General features: G+C 59.4%; 14 protein-coding genes and 3 pseudogenes. 12 read left to right on the forward strand and 5 right to left on the reverse strand.

The window, feature by feature from the left end; translation table 11 throughout:
• Positions 1-298 precede the first annotated feature (298 nt).
• The 3 genes from E2K80_RS07335 to E2K80_RS07345 all read right to left on the reverse strand — a co-directional run bounded on the left by E2K80_RS07335 (position 299) and on the right by E2K80_RS07345 (position 3129).
• Positions 299-640 (reverse strand): hypothetical protein, encoded by a 342-nt coding sequence (locus E2K80_RS07335; protein WP_135374144.1) that lies wholly within the window; start codon positions 638-640, stop codon positions 299-301.
• A gap of 128 nt (positions 641-768) precedes the next feature.
• Complete coding sequence (locus tag E2K80_RS07340; protein WP_135374146.1) at positions 769-2400, reverse strand: tetratricopeptide repeat protein; 1632 nt, start codon at positions 2398-2400, stop codon at positions 769-771.
• Positions 2401-2658: 258 nt separating this feature from the next.
• Positions 2659-3129 carry a hypothetical protein gene (locus E2K80_RS07345; protein ID WP_135374148.1) on the reverse strand — a complete coding sequence of 157 codons (471 nt, stop codon included), beginning with the start codon at positions 3127-3129 and terminating at the stop codon, positions 2659-2661.
• Between the two features lie 219 nt (positions 3130-3348).
• Between E2K80_RS07345 and E2K80_RS07350 the strand changes: the two genes are divergently transcribed.
• The 3 genes from E2K80_RS07350 (at position 3349) to E2K80_RS07360 (ending at position 6297) form a co-directional block, all read left to right on the forward strand.
• Positions 3349-3981, forward strand: coding sequence for a DUF1007 family protein (locus E2K80_RS07350; RefSeq protein WP_210405441.1), 633 nt, complete (start codon positions 3349-3351; stop codon positions 3979-3981).
• Positions 3966-4856, forward strand: a complete 891-nt coding sequence (locus tag E2K80_RS07355) for a nickel/cobalt transporter (protein ID WP_135374152.1) — start codon at positions 3966-3968, stop codon at positions 4854-4856. The genes E2K80_RS07350 and E2K80_RS07355 overlap by 16 nt, the downstream gene beginning before the upstream one ends.
• 85 nt (positions 4857-4941) lie before the next feature.
• Positions 4942-6297 (forward strand): MATE family efflux transporter, encoded by a 1356-nt coding sequence (locus E2K80_RS07360; protein WP_135374154.1) that lies wholly within the window; start codon positions 4942-4944, stop codon positions 6295-6297.
• A 203-nt stretch (positions 6298-6500) separates the two neighbouring features.
• Here the strand turns inward: E2K80_RS07360 and E2K80_RS07365 are convergent, their stop codons facing one another.
• Positions 6501-7874, reverse strand: a complete 1374-nt coding sequence (locus E2K80_RS07365) for a M20/M25/M40 family metallo-hydrolase (RefSeq protein WP_135374156.1) — start codon at positions 7872-7874, stop codon at positions 6501-6503.
• Between the two features lie 200 nt (positions 7875-8074).
• On the opposite strand from E2K80_RS07365, the gene E2K80_RS07370 reads away from it, so the two are divergent.
• From E2K80_RS07370 to E2K80_RS07410, 9 genes and pseudogenes are all read left to right on the forward strand, one after another.
• A complete protein-coding gene (locus tag E2K80_RS07370; RefSeq protein WP_135374158.1) occupies positions 8075-8665 on the forward strand; it encodes a 5-aminolevulic acid synthase in 591 nt (196 codons plus the stop codon).
• Positions 8666-8860: 195 nt separating this feature from the next.
• Complete coding sequence (hemA, locus tag E2K80_RS07375) at positions 8861-10084, forward strand: 5-aminolevulinate synthase (protein WP_135374160.1); 1224 nt, start codon at positions 8861-8863, stop codon at positions 10082-10084.
• A gap of 192 nt (positions 10085-10276) precedes the next feature.
• Positions 10277-11479, forward strand: a complete 1203-nt coding sequence (locus tag E2K80_RS07380; RefSeq protein WP_135374161.1) for a helix-turn-helix domain-containing protein — start codon at positions 10277-10279, stop codon at positions 11477-11479.
• Between the two features lie 86 nt (positions 11480-11565).
• Positions 11566-12708 (forward strand): flavodoxin-dependent (E)-4-hydroxy-3-methylbut-2-enyl-diphosphate synthase, encoded by a 1143-nt coding sequence (ispG, locus tag E2K80_RS07385; RefSeq protein ID WP_135374162.1) that lies wholly within the window; start codon positions 11566-11568, stop codon positions 12706-12708.
• Between the two features lie 121 nt (positions 12709-12829).
• Positions 12830-13176, forward strand: a pseudogene (locus E2K80_RS07390) (IS5 family transposase); the annotation flags it as partial.
• 178 nt (positions 13177-13354) lie between these two features.
• Positions 13355-13726, forward strand: coding sequence for a transposase (locus tag E2K80_RS07395; protein ID WP_274379263.1), 372 nt, complete (start codon positions 13355-13357; stop codon positions 13724-13726).
• 85 nt (positions 13727-13811) lie between these two features.
• A protein-coding gene (locus tag E2K80_RS07400; RefSeq protein ID WP_135372041.1) for an IS5 family transposase occupies positions 13812-14575 on the forward strand; the annotation gives its coding sequence in 2 pieces (ribosomal slippage) (positions 13812-14150 and positions 14153-14575; 762 coding nt in all).
• 225 nt (positions 14576-14800) lie between these two features.
• Positions 14801-15538 carry a methyltransferase domain-containing protein gene (locus E2K80_RS07405; protein WP_135374163.1) on the forward strand — a complete coding sequence of 246 codons (738 nt, stop codon included), beginning with the start codon at positions 14801-14803 and terminating at the stop codon, positions 15536-15538.
• A gap of 121 nt (positions 15539-15659) precedes the next feature.
• A pseudogene (locus E2K80_RS07410) lies at positions 15660-16405 on the forward strand (IS5 family transposase).
• 183 nt (positions 16406-16588) lie between these two features.
• Here E2K80_RS07410 and E2K80_RS20040 read toward each other — a convergent pair.
• Positions 16589-16726, reverse strand: a pseudogene (locus E2K80_RS20040) (helix-turn-helix domain-containing protein); the annotation flags it as partial.
• Positions 16727-17075 lie beyond the last annotated feature (349 nt).

The raw sequence follows: 17075 nt of genomic DNA on the forward strand, positions 1-17075 counted from the left end.
TCTCAGGTTTAAGGCAGGGTGCTCTAATCTGCACCATCGCTCATCGAAATTCGCGTTCGAGATCAGTAGTTTGCTGACCCGGAGGCAGCGAATTTTGAGTCAGATTAAACGATTTCTGCTCTAAAGTGTCGTCCCAAAATTCTGCAACATATATACATTGCACAGAGGGCATCGTCTGAGCCGAAGGGTGGGCGAGAAGTGCCTGCGCCCCGTGGGGTCGGCTCAGGCGCGGATCGGCGGTGCCGCCGGGCGGAAGGGCGATGTGGAGTGGTGCAGGATTTCAGGCCGATACTATAGATCAACTGCAGGCGACAACCAGAGAGGACGGCTCGGTATCGAGCCGTTCAAAGAACTCCGCCGCACGGGGTGAGGCATTGTCGATATCCGCGACCGAGCGGATCGACTGGCTGTTATTGCAGGCGCTGCGGGCATTGGCGATGCAGTCACCCGGAGTGGAACACCAAAGGGCAAGGCCCCGGCTGCCATCGGTCAGGGTCACCGGCACGCCATCCACGATTGCGGCGGGCGCGGGGTTGGCGGGCAAAGTCCGATAGGTGGTTGAGGTGCGGATCGGGCCGGTCTGATAGGTGATACAGCCGCTCAACGCGATCAGGCTGACACAAAGAAAAGGGCGGATCATGGCTGCTCTCCGGTTATTTTTGAAAGCGATGTGCTTTTCGCGGGATCATGGCAGGCGGTGCGGGGGGCAATCAAGCCCCTCGCGCGCCGGATCGGCTATATTCTGCCCGCAGGCCTGATATGCATGGCTCAGAAAGAGAAGAGCCCGGCATTATATGTCTCACCATTGATCTGGAAGGGATTGCCGTTCAGGCTTTCCGCCTCGATATGGACAGGTGGATGCCCCAGATCGCTGGCCAGCTGATTGGCAGGCGAGTTCGGCAGCAGATTGACCCGGACACCGCCGCCCAGATTGTCGAAACTGGCCCCGCCCGAGGGGGAATAATGGCCATCGCCGCGAAGATAAACACCCACCGGGCCGATGGAGCCACCCGCCTCGACTCGCACATCCACACGCCCGTCGCCCTGCACCAGCACATGGGCCGAGAAACCGGGCACCGCGACCGAGAACCCGGCATTCAGGCCCGGGATCAGAATGCCATATTCCGGCAGGTCTTCCTCGCAGCGATAACTGGTCGGGTAGGGGCGCCCCTCGGTACAGGCGATCTGGGCCGAGCTGTTTTCAATCTCGCAGGTCACCGACATCAGACCGCCGATGATCGAGCGGGGGCAGATCTCCTGACAGCGGAAATCGACATTGCACTGGTTTTGCAGGGCCTGGCCATAGGAGGGCGCCGCGCCCGGCAGGGCGGGCAGGGTTTCCAGCAGGGCCAGACCGTTGGGGTCCAGCAGATGGGCGCGGGCGAGCGCGGCGGCGGCGCCTTCCGCATCCCCGGCAGCGTCCAGCGCGCGGGCATGGTTGGTCCAGTACAGGGGTTCATCGGGCGCAAGTTCCGTCGCATGGCGGCTGTGTTCTACCGCGTCCTCGGTCAGGCCAAGCCGCCGGGCCGCATTGCCCAGATTGTTCAGGATCGCCGGGTCATCCGGCATCATCTCATTGGCCCGGCTCAGCGCGTCATAAGCGGCTTGCAGAAACGTCTCGGGCCAGGTGTCGGGCGCATCGGCATAAACCTCCATCGCCAGGGCGCCGAAATTGTTCAGGCTGGCGGCACTGGCATCGGGGGCCTGGGCCGCAGCGCCAAAGAACCAGGCGGCACGGTCGAACTGGCGGCGCGGATACAGCAGATGTCCGATTGTCTCGGCAGTTACCCCGTCGGGCAGGCCCATCAGCATCTGCGTGAAGCTTTCCGCCTCGCCATCGGGGAAGCTTGCGGCAAGGCTGACCATGACATCGGGCAGGGGCGCGCCAGTGCTTTCTGCGAGCCCGGGGCTGCTCTCCGCCCCGGATGGTGCTGTGGCTTCCGTCTCATCCCCTGTGCCACTTTCCTCTGCTTCTGTGGCTTCCGCTTCCAGGGCCTCCGTTTCCGGGGTTTCTGGGGCGGGTGGCGCTGTTTCAGCGGGCTGTTCGGCGGCTGGCGCTTCTGTCGCGGGCACCGGGGCTGGTGTCTCCGCGTCTTTGCCACCGGTCTCCGGGGCGGGTATCGGTTGCGGCGTGGGCAGCGGGATCGGCTGCGGAAGAGGTTGCGGCGCAGGCTGTGGTACAGGTTGCGGCACCGGCGCGGGGCCGCCTTTCGGGTCGATGGGCGTGGTTGCAGGGGCCGGGGCCGCCGGTTGTGCCGGGGCGGGCTGAGGTGCCAGTGGCCCGGTCCCGCCTGCGATATTCTTGCCCTCATTCGGGTTCGGCGTGACCTGGGCATGTGACCAATCAGACGCGAAGATCAGGAATGTCGCGCAAAGGACTGTGATAAAAGTATATTTCATGATTTTATAAGCTGAATTTTGTACTCTGTGATTGGCGAAATAGGCCATACCGATCCCCCGTCTGAAAATGATATCCGGTCGGGACTACGCGACCGGGTGTCTTTTCCTATCACAGCAGGGGGATTTCCCAAAGGGTATCAGACAGGCATGCACCCGGTCACATCCGCTTTGATGGCGTAAGATATGCGGGGCGCATATATGCGGCTATCACCAGGCCGGGTCGCAGATACACACGAGAATCGCGCTGGATTTGGCGTATCAGGCGGTGGCGTCGCCGGCATTGCTATTAACCCCGAAATAATGCTCAATCACTGCGTCATCAACGATATTGCGCTGATACGCGACCGAGGCGACAGCAACCAGTTCAGCCATTTCGGCATCGGTCAGGGTGCCGTTGTTCATCTCGTTGATGCCGTCTTCCAACCGGGTCAGGATATCGGCATTGGTCAGTTCATTGGCCACATCGAACAGGTCCGAGGCCTGTTCTGCGGTCAGGGTGCCGTCTTCGTATAAGGCTTCAAAATGGGCCGGGGTGAATTGCACAAATGAATCTGAAATCTGCTGAGTGCGCAATTGCGCTTCCAGATCGGATGCCAGATCGTCAAGCCCGCTTTGCACCACTTCGGTGGCCGCAATGGCCATGCCGACAGCCGCAGCTGTCAAGACCACCCAGTCTACGCTGATGGAGCCGCTTTCGTCGCGGAAAAACTGTCTAAAACATTCAGACATTTTTCATGACCCTTGTTGACCAGAAGCAAGAGCAAGTTTTGTCGCCCAAACTGGGCATAAATGTGGCAAACTACCGGCGCTTTATAGAACAATTAACAATGATTAACGCAACAATCCCGTCGGCGCTCATCTGCCATAGCGGCCGAGTTCCGGTTGCAGGGCAGAGCTTTGCCGCCTTATATGCGCGAAATGAGACATCTGATCCGGCGATCTGCGGTTTTGGCCGCTTGTCTTGCAACGGCCCCGCTGCCGGGGGCCGCGCATCCGCATATCTTCATAGATGCCGGGCTTGACCTGATCCATGATGCCGAAGGCCTGCTGATCGCGGTGCAGGTGACCTGGCGCTATGACGAGCTGTATTCGCTGGTGCTGTTGCAGGATTACGGGCTGGACCCGGATTTCGACGGGGTGTTGACCGAGGCAGAGATCGCCGGGACGCTTGGCTTCGATCTGAACTGGGCGGCCGGGTTCGAGGGGGGGCTGGTGTTCAGCGCCAATGGGGTGCCGCTGGAGATCGGCGCGCCCGTACCCGTCAGTCTCAGCCTGTCTGACGGGCAGTTGCAAACCACCCATCGCCGCCCGGTGCGGGGGGCGCCCACAGATGCGACAGAATATGAGGCTGCAATCTATGACCCGGATTTCTACATCGCATTCGAGATGACCCTGCTGATGCAGGTGGATGGGCGTGACGGGTGCAGCAGCGCCCTGCTGCGTCCCGATCTTGATGCGGCCTATGCCATTCTGGCGGCCGAAATTGAAGAAATCGGCGGCGCGATCTCGGCGGAAGACAATTTTCCCGCCATTGGCGCGGTCTTTGCCGATCGGGTGGTGTTCAGATGCGCGGCGGGCTGATCCTTCTCGCCCTTGCCTGTGCATTGGGTCTGGCCGGTATTTTCCTGACCGGGGCTGATACGGCCCTGTTTCGGTGGGCCATCGCACAGCAACGCGATATCCAGAACGGGCTGGCCGGGGCGTTGCGTGCGCTCAGGGTGGGGGAGCCGGGGGCTCTTACAGGGTTTCTCGGGCTTTGTTTCGCATATGGGTTTGTTCATGCCGCGGGGCCGGGCCATGGCAAGATTCTCATCGGCGGTTATGGCGCGGCGCGGCGGGTCGGGCTGGTGCGCCTGTCAGCGATTGCGCTGTTCTGCAGCTTGGCGCAGGCGGCAACGGCGGTGATCCTGGTGGCGGCCGGGTTGTGGCTGCTTGGCTGGGGCCGGGCGCGGCTGACCGGTCTGGCGGAGGAGACCTTTGCCCCGCTCAGTTTTGCTTTGATCGCGGGGGTGGGCCTGTGGCTGGTCTGGCGCGGGTTTGCCGCCCTGTTTCTGTCCGCTGACCGCCATGCCCATCATGCGCATGACACCTGCGCCACATGCGGTCACGCCCATGCACCCGATGCCGAAACACTGTCGCAAACCACGGGGTGGCGCGCCACGATTCTGCTGGTGGCGGCAGTGGCGGTGCGCCCCTGCACCGGGGCACTGTTCATCCTGATCCTGACCGCGCAGATGGGGATTTTCGCAACCGGCATGGCCGGGGCCTTTGCCATGGGGCTGGGAACCGCCAGTGTGACAATCGCCGTCGCCATAGCTGCCGTAACGCTCCGCGAAGGGGCCTTGGCCAGCTTGCCTGGCCGCGCCGCTATCGCCCGGGCGCAGCCGATGATCGAACTGGCCGCAGGTCTTGCCATCGCCCTTCTGGCGGGCAGTCTGGCAGTTCAGGCCCTGTAAACGGGGCAAGCGTAGCGGGCGACGGTTCGACACCCCGGCGATACTCTGGCTTGGCAAGCCCGCGCCCGCCGGGTAAGCCGGACCCATGTCCCCCTTTCGCAGCCATATGCGCGCCACGCTGACGCTTGGCCTGCCTTTGATCGGCAGCCATTTGGCGCAGATATCCATCGGCCTGACCGATACGATCATGATCGGCTGGTACGGGGTGCCGGAACTGGCTGCCGCCGCCCTTGGCGCCACCTATTTCCATGTGGTGCTGATCCTGGGGATGGGATTTGCGCTTGCGGTGATGCCGATGGTGGCCGCCGCCACTGCCGAAGACAACACGGCGCAGGTCCGGCGGGTCACGCGCATGGGGCTGTGGATCGCGGTCCTGTTCAGCCTCATCAGCCTGCCGCTTTTCTGGTTCTCGGGCCCAATCCTGCTGAGCCTCGGGCAGGGTCCTGATGTGGCCGCCAATGCACAATCCTATCTGCGGATCGCAGGCGGCGGAATTGGCTTTGCGGTGATGTTCACGGTGCTGCGCAGCCATCTGTCGGCGCTGGAACATACCAGGATCGTGCTTTGGGCCACCCTGGCCGGCGTTCTGCTGAATGTGGGGCTGAACTGGGTGCTGATCTTCGGCAATCTGGGGGCGTCCGAACTGGGCCTGCGCGGGGCGGCCATCGCCTCGCTTGGCACCCATGGGGTGATGCTTGCGGTTCTGGCGCTTTATGCCGCCCGCGCCCGGGGTGTGGCGGATTATGACCTGTTTGCCCGTATCTGGCGCCCGGACTGGGAGGCGTTCGGACAGGTGTTTCGCCTTGGCTGGCCGATTGCCCTGACCCTTCTGTCGGAAAGCGGGCTGTTCATGGCAACGATGATCATGATGGGCTGGATCGGAACCCTGGAACTGGCCGCCCATGGGGTGGCGATCCAGATCGTGTCCACCGCATTCATGGTGCATGTGGGGCTCAGCTCGGCGGCAACCGTGCGGGCAGGCCATGCCTGGGGCCGCCGCGACATCCCCAATCTGCGCCACGCGGCGCGCGCCGCCCTGACACTCTCGGCTGTGGTGGTGGCGCTGAATATCGCGCTTTTCCTGATCTTCCCCGCGCCCCTGATCGCGCTGTTCCTTGACCCGACCGATCCGCTGAAACCGCAGATCATCGCCATCGGCACATCGCTTCTGGCGGTGGCAACCCTGTTTCAGCTGGCGGATGCGGCACAGGTGATGGCGCTTGGCCTGCTCAGAGCTGTGCAGGATACCCGCTTGCCGATGCTTTACGCGGTGATCAGCTACTGGCTGATCGGCATCCCCTCCAGCTATGTGCTCGGCATCCTGATGGGTCTGGGCGGGGTCGGCATCTGGATGGGCCTTGTGATCGGCCTGGCCGTTGCCGGGGCCCTGATGATGACCCGGTTCTGGCAGGGTCCGGCGCGCCTGCCAGAGATGGCATAGGCTTCTCTATACTTCCGCCGGAGGCATCCCGGACTCTCCGCTTGCCCGAATCTCTTGTAGCTTCAGGTTGAAATTCTGAAACGCCCGGCGGCACCGCCGGGCAGCGCCCGTACCGCCCCCACGGGGCGGGCGCTGCCCTCTGCGCAATGCATATGTGATGCAGACTTTCAGTCCGAATCTACAAGAGATCCGGGCGCCATGCGTCACCCGGATAATCCACCCAGAATCCGCGCCCAGGCCCGGATGCCATGGTGAAAGCTGGACAGGTCATATTTCTCATTGGGTGAATGCACCGCGTCATCCTCCTTGCCGAAACCTGCCAGCAGCGCATCCATGCCCAGATGGCTTTTGAAATAGCCCGCAACGGGTATTGACCCGCCACAGCCGATAAAGGCCGCCGGTTTCGGCCATTCCGCCGACAAGGCCGCCAGCGCGATCTCGAAAGCCGGGTGGGTGGTATCCATATGCCCGGCGGGGGAGGCCCCGTGATCGCCAAATCTCACCTCACAATCCCCGGGCAGTTGCGCCCGCACCCAGGCTCGGAAACTGCCGCGCAGCTTATGGGGGTCCTGGCCGCTGACCAGCCGGAAACTGACCTTGGCATGGGCTTCCGAGGGCAGGACCGTCTTGAACCCGTCCCTGGTATAGCCGCCCCAGATGCCGTTGATCTCGGCCGTGGGGCGGGACCAGATCATCTCCAGCGCTGAGCGCCCGGCCTCTCCCGCGGGCTGCGCCAGGCCGACCTCACCCAGAAACCCGGCACCGTCAAAGCCCAGCCCGTCCCACTGGGCTTTCAGCTCCGGCGTGATCTCGGCCACATCATCATAGAAACCGGGCACCTGGATGACACCGTTTTCATCATGCAGCCCGGCCAGAATATCGGTCAGCGCCCGGATCGGGTTCATCGCGATCCCGCCATACATGCCGGAATGCAGATCCACATCCGGCCCGGTGATGGTGATTTCCTCGCCCAGCAACCCGCGCAGCTGCGTCACGATCGCCGGGGTTTCGGCATCGAACAGGCCGGTGTCGCAGATCAGCGCGATATCGGCTTTCAACTCCTCTGCATTTTCTTCCAGAAACGGGATCAGCGAGGGGGAACCGCTTTCCTCCTCCCCTTCAAAAAAGACCGTCACCCTGGCGGGCAGGGTGCCGGTTTCCGCCTTCCAGGCGCGACAGGCCTCGACAAAGGTCATCAACTGTCCCTTGTCATCGCATGCACCACGGCCGCGGATCACCTTGCCTTTCGGCGTGTCCTGAATGACCGGGTCAAACGGATCCCGGTGCCACAGGTCCAGCGGGTCCACCGGCTGCACGTCATAATGGCCGTAGAACAGCACATGCGGGCCATCCCCGCCGCCATGGGCCACCACCATCGGATGGCCGGGCGTGGGCCGGACCGAGGCGTCGAATCCCAGGCCGGTCAATTCTGTCGCCAGCCAGTCGGCGGCGACCTGACAATCGGATTTGAAGGCCGGATCGGTCGAGATCGAGGGGATGCGCAAAAGCTGCATCAGGCGATCAGTGGCAGCATCCAGATCGGCATCAATCCGGTTCAGCACGGCATCCAGAGACATGAGGGTTATCCTTTTCTTGAGGCATTCATCAACGATGATTATATGAACACTACGCCCCTGATGACCGGTGTCCAGCGCTTGCCGGGGCAGGGGGTTTTCGATACATCGCCAGAACAGGGCCAGAACAGGGGCGATGACGCGGGCTGAAAGCGCGGGATGCCTCCGGCGGAAGTATTTCGGAGATAGAGAAGGAGCGGGACATGCGGGTATGGATGGGGGCGCTGGCAGCCCTGACCGGTCTGGTGCTGGCTGTGCCGGTTCCGGCGCAGGACCTGCCCTCGGGGCGCGAGGCGCAGCGGATGCTGTTTTCGCCAAGGGGCCAGGCCGAGGCGGTCGTGGTCCCCGATGACAGTCTGAACCCGCGCGAGATTGCCCTGCTGGAGACGGTGCTGAGCGAGGGCGTGTTGCCCGATATGCTCTATTACGGGGCGCTGGCGATTGCGCCGGATGCGGGGCTGGCCAATCCGACAACGACAATAGCGGTTGGCAATTACCATGATGAGGTTTCGGCGCGCACCGCGGCGCTGGAGCGCTGTGATGCCGCGCGCGAGGGGCAAGGCGCGCCCTGTGTTGTGGTGCTGCTGGTGCGCCCGCGCGGATGGGAACCGGGGGCGGCCCTTCAGCTCAGCGCCTCGGCCAGCGCGGTTTTGCGCGGCGATTACCGCCGCGCCGATGCGCCCAAGGCCCTTGCCATTTCGCCCCTCAGCGGTGCCTGGGGGATCGGGGACAGTGCCGAGGCTGCCAACGAAGCTTGCGGTCAGCCCGATTGCCGTGTGGTCATTGCCGATTAAAGGGTCTTGTCAGTCAAAGGATTGATCCAAATCAAAGTGATTGGCGCGGCAATTTGTAACTTGGCCATGACAGCCTTGTCGCAGTAGATCAGCAACATGGGATTTGACCGTACCGCAAGGGACGGCAGAACCGGAACAGCCATCGTCTTTGGGTCGGGGCCGATTTATGGCCAGACCCATCGGGGGAGATAGCCAGTGGACTATGAGACCGCACTCGATACCGCCTTGAACACTCTGCATGAGGAAGGCCGTTATCGCACATTCATTGATATCGAACGGCGGCGCGGGCAGTTCCCCCATGCGGTCTGGACCCGCCCGGATGGCAGCACCCGGGATATCACCGTCTGGTGTGGCAATGATTATCTGGGCATGGGCCAGCATCCGGTTGTACTGACCGCGATGAAAGAGGCGCTGGAGGCGGCCGGTGCGGGTTCTGGCGGCACAAGGAATATTTCGGGCACCACAGTCTATCATAAGGCGCTTGAGGCGGAACTGGCGGATCTGCACCAGAAAGAGGCGGCGCTGATCTTCACCTCGGCCTATATCGCCAATGATGCAACTTTGAGCACTCTGCCCAAATTGTTCCCAGGCCTGATTATTTATTCCGATGCCCTGAATCATGCCTCGATGATCGAAGGGGTGCGCCGCAATGGCGGTGCCAAGCGCATCTTCCGCCATAATGACGTGGCCCATCTGCGCGCGCTGATGGCGGCAGATGATCCCGCCGCCCCGAAACTGATCGCATTTGAGTCGATCTATTCCATGGATGGGGATTTCGGCCCGATCGAAGAGATTTGCAATCTGGCGGATGAGTTTGGCGCCCTGACCTATATCGATGAGGTGCATGCGGTTGGCATGTATGGCCCGCGTGGCGCCGGTGTGGCCGAGCGGGATGGTCTGATGGACCGGTTCGACATCATCAATGGCACCCTTGGCAAAGCCTATGGCGTGATGGGCGGCTATGTAGCTGCATCGGAAAAAATGTGTGATGCAATAAGGTCTTACGCGCCGGGCTTCATCTTCACCACGTCGATCCCGCCGGTGATTGCTGCCGGTGCTGCGGCTTCGGTCCGGCATCTGAAAACCGATCAGGCGCGCCGGGATCTGCATCAGGAACGTGCCAGGGTTCTGAAACTGCGCCTGATTGCCATGGGCCTGCCGATCATTGACCACGGGTCCCATATCGTGCCGGTGATTGTGGGGGATCCGGTGCATACCAAAAAGATCTCGGACATGTTGTTGTCTGAATACGGGATTTACGTGCAACCGATCAATTTCCCGACGGTTCCACGCGGTACGGAGCGCCTGCGTTTCACGCCTTCTCCGGTTCATGACACGAACATGCTGGATGGTCTGGTCAATGCGATGGACGGGCTTTGGAGCCATTGTGCGCTGAATCGTGCCGAACTCAGCGCCTGACCTGTTTTCCACGGGTGCAAAGGCTTGCCTGTTTGTGGTAATGTCTTTGTGAATGTGAGTGATCGGGGAATCACTCTTCTTGTGATGACGACACAAACCAACAATGCGGGTCCGAGCAGCCGATTGTAGGAAAGGGTCGACATAGAGTTTTGAGTGCGGCCGATAGGAGCCAGGACAGGGCAGAGCATTACTATGGGCAAGGACAGGGCAGAACATAAGGTGCCGGGCGTGCCGTTTGAGGCATTTGCCTCTCTCGATGTTCCTTTGGGCGACCTGATGCGGGGCGAACGTGCGACGCTTGGCAAATCCCTTCTGGATGTGGAACGTGAACTGAAAATCAAGGCCGCCTATATCGCGGCTATTGAGAACGGGGATTTGTCGGCCTTTTCCTCGCAGGGGTTTATCGCCGGGTATGTCCGCTCGTATTCCCGTTATCTGGGTCTGGATCCGGAATGGACCTTTGAGAGATTCTGCCGTGAAAGCGGCTTTGCCGGGGTCCATGGCCTGTCTGGCCGTCAGGCCGGGCAGGCGAAACGGGCGCTGGCCGAGGCGCCGGGCCGGATTGATCCCAATGATCTGATCAAGGTCGCGCGTGTTTCCTTTACGCCCGAACGTGAAAACGTGTTTTCCAATGTGGAGCCGGGCGCGCTTGGCTCTGCGCTGGTTCTGATCGCGCTTGTGGCGGGTATCGGCTATGGGGCCTGGGCGGTTTTGAACGATATTCAGCGGCTGCAATTCGCGCCTGTCGAACAGGCGCCCGATACGCTGGCCGCACTTGACCCGCTTGGCGGGGCTGTGGAAGGCAATTTCGGCACCGGCCTGCCCGAGGAGGATATGGCCACCGCCATCCCGACCGCCGATGCGCTGGACCGGCTTTACCGGCCACAGGCGCTTGACGTGCCGGTGATGACGCCCCGGGACCAGCCGCTGGCAACACTTGATCCCGATCAGGTCGGTACGCTTGCGGCGCCGGTGAACCGGCTGGCAGGTGAGACAGCCGTGACTGAAACACCGATCCCCGGCAGCACCGTACAGGTGACCGAACGCAGCGGCGATGAGGTTCTGTTATTCGCGGTGCGCCCCTCCTGGGTGCGGATCACCTCGGCCTCGGGCACGGTGATCTATGAAGGCACGCTGAACGCTGGCGACAGCTATGCCCTGCCGGCTTCGGAAGTGCCGCCAACCTTGCGGGCGGGCAATTCAGGCTCGCTCTATTTCGCGGTCAATGGGGTGACGATGGGCCCCGCTGGCCCCGGCACATCCGTGGCCCGGGATGTGGTTCTGTCCGCCGACGCGATTTCAGAAAGTTTCGTGATGGCCGATGCCACCACCGACCCGGATCTGGCCGAGGTCGCGGCCCTTGTGCTGAGCGCAGAGCCTGCAAGCGGAGAATGATGCCGCAGGGCGTTGTCCCGGCGCGATGGTCTCTATATCTGTCTTGAAGATATCTTCTGACCGTTTCCCGCCGGAGCCTCGCGCCCATGTCGCATAATCCAATCCGTCCCTGGCGCAATATAGACCGTCGCCAAAGCCGCCAGATACATGTGGGCAATGTGCCCGTGGGCGGGGATGCACCGATCACGGTGCAGACGATGACCAACACCCTGACCACCGATATCAAGGGCACCATCGCGCAGGTGCAGGCCTGTGCCGAGGCGGGGGCCGATATTGTCCGTATCTCGGTGCCTGATGAGGCAAGCTCCCGGGCCTTGAAAGAGATTGTTGCGGAAAGTCCGGTGCCGATCGTTGCCGATATTCATTTTCACTACAAACGCGGGATCGAGGCCGCCGCCGCCGGTGCTGCCTGCCTGCGGATCAATCCGGGCAATATCGGGAATGCCTCCCGCGTGCAGGAGGTGATCAGGGCCGCCCGCGATCATGAGTGTTCGATCCGCATCGGCGTGAATGCGGGCAGTCTGGAAAAGCATCTGCTTGAGAAATACGGCGAGCCATGCCCAGAGGCGATGATCGAAAGCGGGCTGGATCATATCCGCATTCTCGAAGACAATGATTTCCACAACTACAAGATCAGCTGCAAGGCCTCGGATGTGTTTCTGGCCGCCGCTGCCTATCAGGGTCTGGCCGAGGCCACGGATGCCCCCATTCATCTGGGCATTACCGAGGCGGGCGGGCTGATCTCGGGCACGGTGAAATCGGCGATCGGTCTTGGCAATCTGCTGTGGATGGGGATTGGCGACACTATCCGCGTGTCCCTGTCTGCGGATCCGGTGGAAGAGGTCAAAATGGGGTTCGAGATATTGAAATCCCTCGGCCTGCGCCATCGTGGGGTGAATATCATTTCCTGCCCCTCCTGCGCGCGGCAGGGGTTTGATGTGATCAAGACGGTCGAGGCGCTGGAGCTTCGGCTGGAGCATATAAAGACACCCATGAGCCTGAGCATCATCGGCTGTGTCGTGAACGGCCCGGGTGAGGCGCTGATGACAGATGTGGGCTTCACCGGCGGGGGGGCGGGCAGTGGCATGGTCTATCTGGCGGGAAAGCAGAGCCATAAGCTGTCAAATGAACAGATGATTGATCATATCGTTGAACAGGTGGAAAAAAAGGCCGCTGAGCTGGACGCTCAACGGGCCGTGGAAGAGGCCGCTATCCAGGCCGCCGAATAGGCGACCGGCCCCGAAGCAAGCGGCAGGATGATGCGCTTTGTTTCTGCTTTAGGGTCTGTGGACATTCAGGATTCACAAAGGGCTTAAGTTCTGATTCAACCTTCCAAAAGAGGAGGTTTGAATGGACCCGAGCAGATTTGTTCTTACGGATCGCCAATGGCGTGCGATTGAGCCCCTGTGCCCCGGCGGTTTGGCCGCACCAGGGCGCACGGGAGTTGATACGCGGTTGTTCTTGGAAGCGGTGCTTTGGATCGTACGCACGGACGCACCGTGGCGTGACCTGCCACCGGAGTTTGGCAACTGGAACAGCACCTTCAGGCGTTTTCGGCGGTGGGTTCAAGCCGATGTATTCAAACGAATATTCGGCGCTCTGAGTGACGAACCTGACATGGAATACGCGATGATCGACGCAACCATCGTCAAGGTTCACCGTCACGGGATGGGCGCAAAAGGGGGACTCAGAGCCAGGCCATAAAGCACCCTGCCTTAAACTTGAATCACAAATACCCTGCCACGCTTCGCGTTCCCGGGACATTTGTGATAAGCGATGTCTCAGGTTTAAGGCAGCATGCCATAGGCAAATCGAAGGGCGGCTGGACCATTGCCCGGCAGCACATGCTTGCATGTGTGAGAGGGGACCAAAATTCTGGCTTTGGTGGATGCGCTTGGCAACCTGGTGCGCTTCGTCCTGATGCCAGCCAACCGCTACGACACGGTTGGCGTCGCGCCATTGATCAAAGGTGTAGAATTTGGTGCGATGCTTGCCGACAAAGCCTTCGACAGCAATTGGATCATCGACGACATGAACGCGCGAGGCGCAAAGATCGTCATATCCCAGCGCCCGCAACGATTGCAGCCAATGGCGATCGATAGTGAAATGTACAAATGGCGCCACTTGATCGAAAACTACTTCCAGAAACTGAAAGAATTCAAACGCATAGCTATGCGCTCGGACAAGACTGATGCATCCTATGCTGCAATGATCTGCCTATGCTCTGCGATCATCAACTCAAGATGAATGTCCACAGACCCTAAGGCGAGTGACTAGGGCGTGCGACCTATAAATGGCGATGTGCTTCAAGATGTGAAATCTGGGAGGTTTCATGTCGTCGAATTTCTGGCTCACCGAAGAACAGTTCAATAAAATCAGTCCTTTGCTGCCAAACAAGCCCCGAGGCGTGCCACGGGTGGATGATCGTCGTGTCTTGTCCGGGATCATTTTCTGTATCCAGCGAGGCTATCGCTGGTCCGATGTGCCGCCCGAATATGGCCCGGCAAAGACGCTCTACAACCGCTGGAAACGTTGGTCCGAGGCAGGCGTTTTCGAACGTGTCTTTGACGCGCTGGCGCGCGAGACGGCCGACCTGTCGACACTCATGATCGATGCGAGCCATGTCAAAACGCATCGGATCGCAGCGAACGGTGTCAAAAAAACAGCCCGGGCGGACGGAGCATCGGCAAGACCAAAGGCGGGCTGAATTCGAAGCTGCATCTGGTTTGCGACGGTGGCGGTTGCCCGGTTCACTTGGGGCTGACTGCGGGAAATCGGGCCGATATTTCCCAAGCACGCCAGTGCCTTGAACCCTATGTCGCCAAAGGCTGCACCGTCATCGCGGACCGTGGCTATGACGCCAATCACCTGCGTGACTGGCTGACCAAGGCAGAGGCAACAGCCTGCATCCCGCCCCGCAAAAACCGCAAGGTGCAGTTTGAATATGACGCAGATCTCTACAAAACCCGCAATATCGTAGAGCGCATGTTCAATCGCCTGAAAGACTGGCGACAACTCAGCCTGCGCACATTCCGATGCCCCAACACCTTCCTCGCGGCCGCCCACATCGCCGCTACAGTGATTTGGTTCTTATGAGTCTACGCCCTAGGAAACTAGGGGCACCTCAGTAAGCCTTGTCAAAAGCCGAAAAGTTCCAGTGACCGGGCCACGTGCATCTGGTGATAATAAAGCGGACTTCGAAATTTTCTAATTTGTTCCAGCCCAGATTTGTGTAAGATACTGAGTCAACACAATGAAAAGTCTACGATTCTGTTAGCCGCCATGCTTGTTAATATCTCTAGAGATCGAAAGATGACTGACATGAGTGAGAAAAAGAAAAGCGTTGGAGATTGGGTTGGTGATGGCATTTCTGTTGGTGAAGCTCGCTGGTCATTTGGTGGAGTTGTCCCCGGTAGCTTTGATGGACACATTCGAAAGTCTATTCCAATGTATGAAGATGGTCATGAATTGACAGCGAAACTCTCTGATTTTTTCGTCGGTCCAAATTCAGTGGTATATGATTTGGGTTGTTCAACTGGAACTTTGACGCGAAGACTTGCTGAGCGTCATCAAGACCTTCGCGATGCAAAGTTCAGCGGTTTAGAAGTTGAGCCGGAGATGTTGGAACTGGCGAGGAGTCGGCATGCTGATGTTCAAAACCTCCGGTTTGAACACTGCGATATTTTGGACTACGAATTTGAAAAATCGGATTTCATTGCTTCGCACTACACGCTTCAGTTCATCCGCTTGAAGGACAGAATGGGGCTGCTACGGCAGATATACAATGCGCTGAACGAAGGTGGTGCATTCGTTCTATTTGAGAAGGTATCGGCGAGTGATGCGCAATTTCAAGATATCATGGGTTTGCTATACAACCAATTCAAACTTGAAAATGGGTTTACAGTTGATGAGATTATGGCAAAAACATTCAGCTTGAAGGGCGTAATGCAACCCATTTCCACAGATCAAAACCTTATTTGCTTGCGTAATGTTGGGTTCAGCAAGATATTGACAATCCAAAAGTACCTTTGCTTTGAAGGTTGGTTGGCAATAAAATGATGCGGCTTAATCCTGATGTCGAGATCCAGCTTGCAGTAGATGCGTGCCGTGATCCCTGGGGTCAGGACCCATTGATTTCCCCATAGCAGCATGATTCACGGCTCAAAAACGAGCGGTGATTATGTCTGATCTATTCTGGCTGACTGCTGCGCAGAGGGCGCGTCTTGAGCCCTTCTTTCCCAAGTCCCACGGTAAGCCGCGCGTTGATGATCGACGTGTGCTGAGCGGGATTATTTTCATCAATCGCAATGGCTTACGCTGGCGCGATGCGCCCGCCGCCAATGGCCTGCACAAGACGCTCCACAATCGCTGGAAGCGGTGGAGCGATAAGGGTATTTTGCCAGGATGATGATGGGTTTGGCCGCCGAGCACAGAGAGGAGAAGACCGTCATGATCGACGCCACCTATCTCAAAGCGCATCGTAGGGCTTCCAGTTTGGGGGTCAAAAAAGGGGGGGCATGGGCGTCTGATTGGCCGTACCAAGGGCGGTATGAATACAAAGCTGCACGCCATCTGCGATAGCCAGGGCCGTCCGCTGAACCTGTTCGTCACAGCGGGACAAGTCAGCGACTATATTGGTGCGCGGGTGTTGCTCGGCAGCCTGCCAAGTGTCGATTCGCTGCTGGGCGATCGCGGCCATGATGCGGATTGGTTCAGAGAAGCGTTGAAAGATAAAGGGATACGTCCCGCATCCCGGGCCGCAAGCAGCACAATAAGTCTGAGAAGTACGACAAGCCCCGAAATCGCATCGAGATCATGTTCGGCAAGCTCAAAGATTGGCGTCGCGTGGCAACCCGATACGACAGATGCCCCAAGGTGTTCCTCTCAGCAATCGCCCTCGCCGCAACCATCATCTACTGGTTATGAGATGCTGTAACGGGGCCAGCGTTGCACACTGTCCGTTACCGCTTGCATGCTGTCAGGTCAGCTGCCGACGCTCCCGTATTGGATCCACATGGAGGACTACTGGACGTGTCGCGGTTTGATGCCGCTCTTTTGATAGCATTTGTTGCAGCAAAGGAGACGAACTATGGGACTGAAACGAACGGAAGAATTTCGCGCTGATGCGGGACGGATCGTCGAGCGATGCCTGCCGATCGCCGCTGCGATCTCGTTCACAGGCACCTTTGCGTGCAACATGTCTTCAATTGCGCGTCTCTCACGTAAACCCAGCTCTGTGTGGGCCATGTCCGTTCTCCTTGCTTTCCAGCAAGATAGGGGATTTGTCGCAACCCAGTTTAGAATGTGCCCAGGCAACACTGCATTCTCGCATAAGACTTATTATGTAAATAATATACCTGCCAGAAACCCGGTTTACAGACAGGTTATACAGCTCGGCGATTTTATGCTTAGCCGATATGATATATGACCTTTGCAGAACAGGTATACGACACTACAGATACCTTAGGAAATAACTGCAACCTACTGTAAATGCTTTACTAATCTTCCGTTCACTTGCGGCACGCCCTCGGGCATGACGCGACGGAGCCAGGTCTCTAATACGGGCACCGCTCGACATCCCCTGATGACAGGTTCT

Origin of the sequence: Rhodophyticola sp. CCM32, assembly GCF_004751985.1 — a bacterium.
Classification (GTDB): domain Bacteria; phylum Pseudomonadota; class Alphaproteobacteria; order Rhodobacterales; family Rhodobacteraceae; genus Rhodophyticola.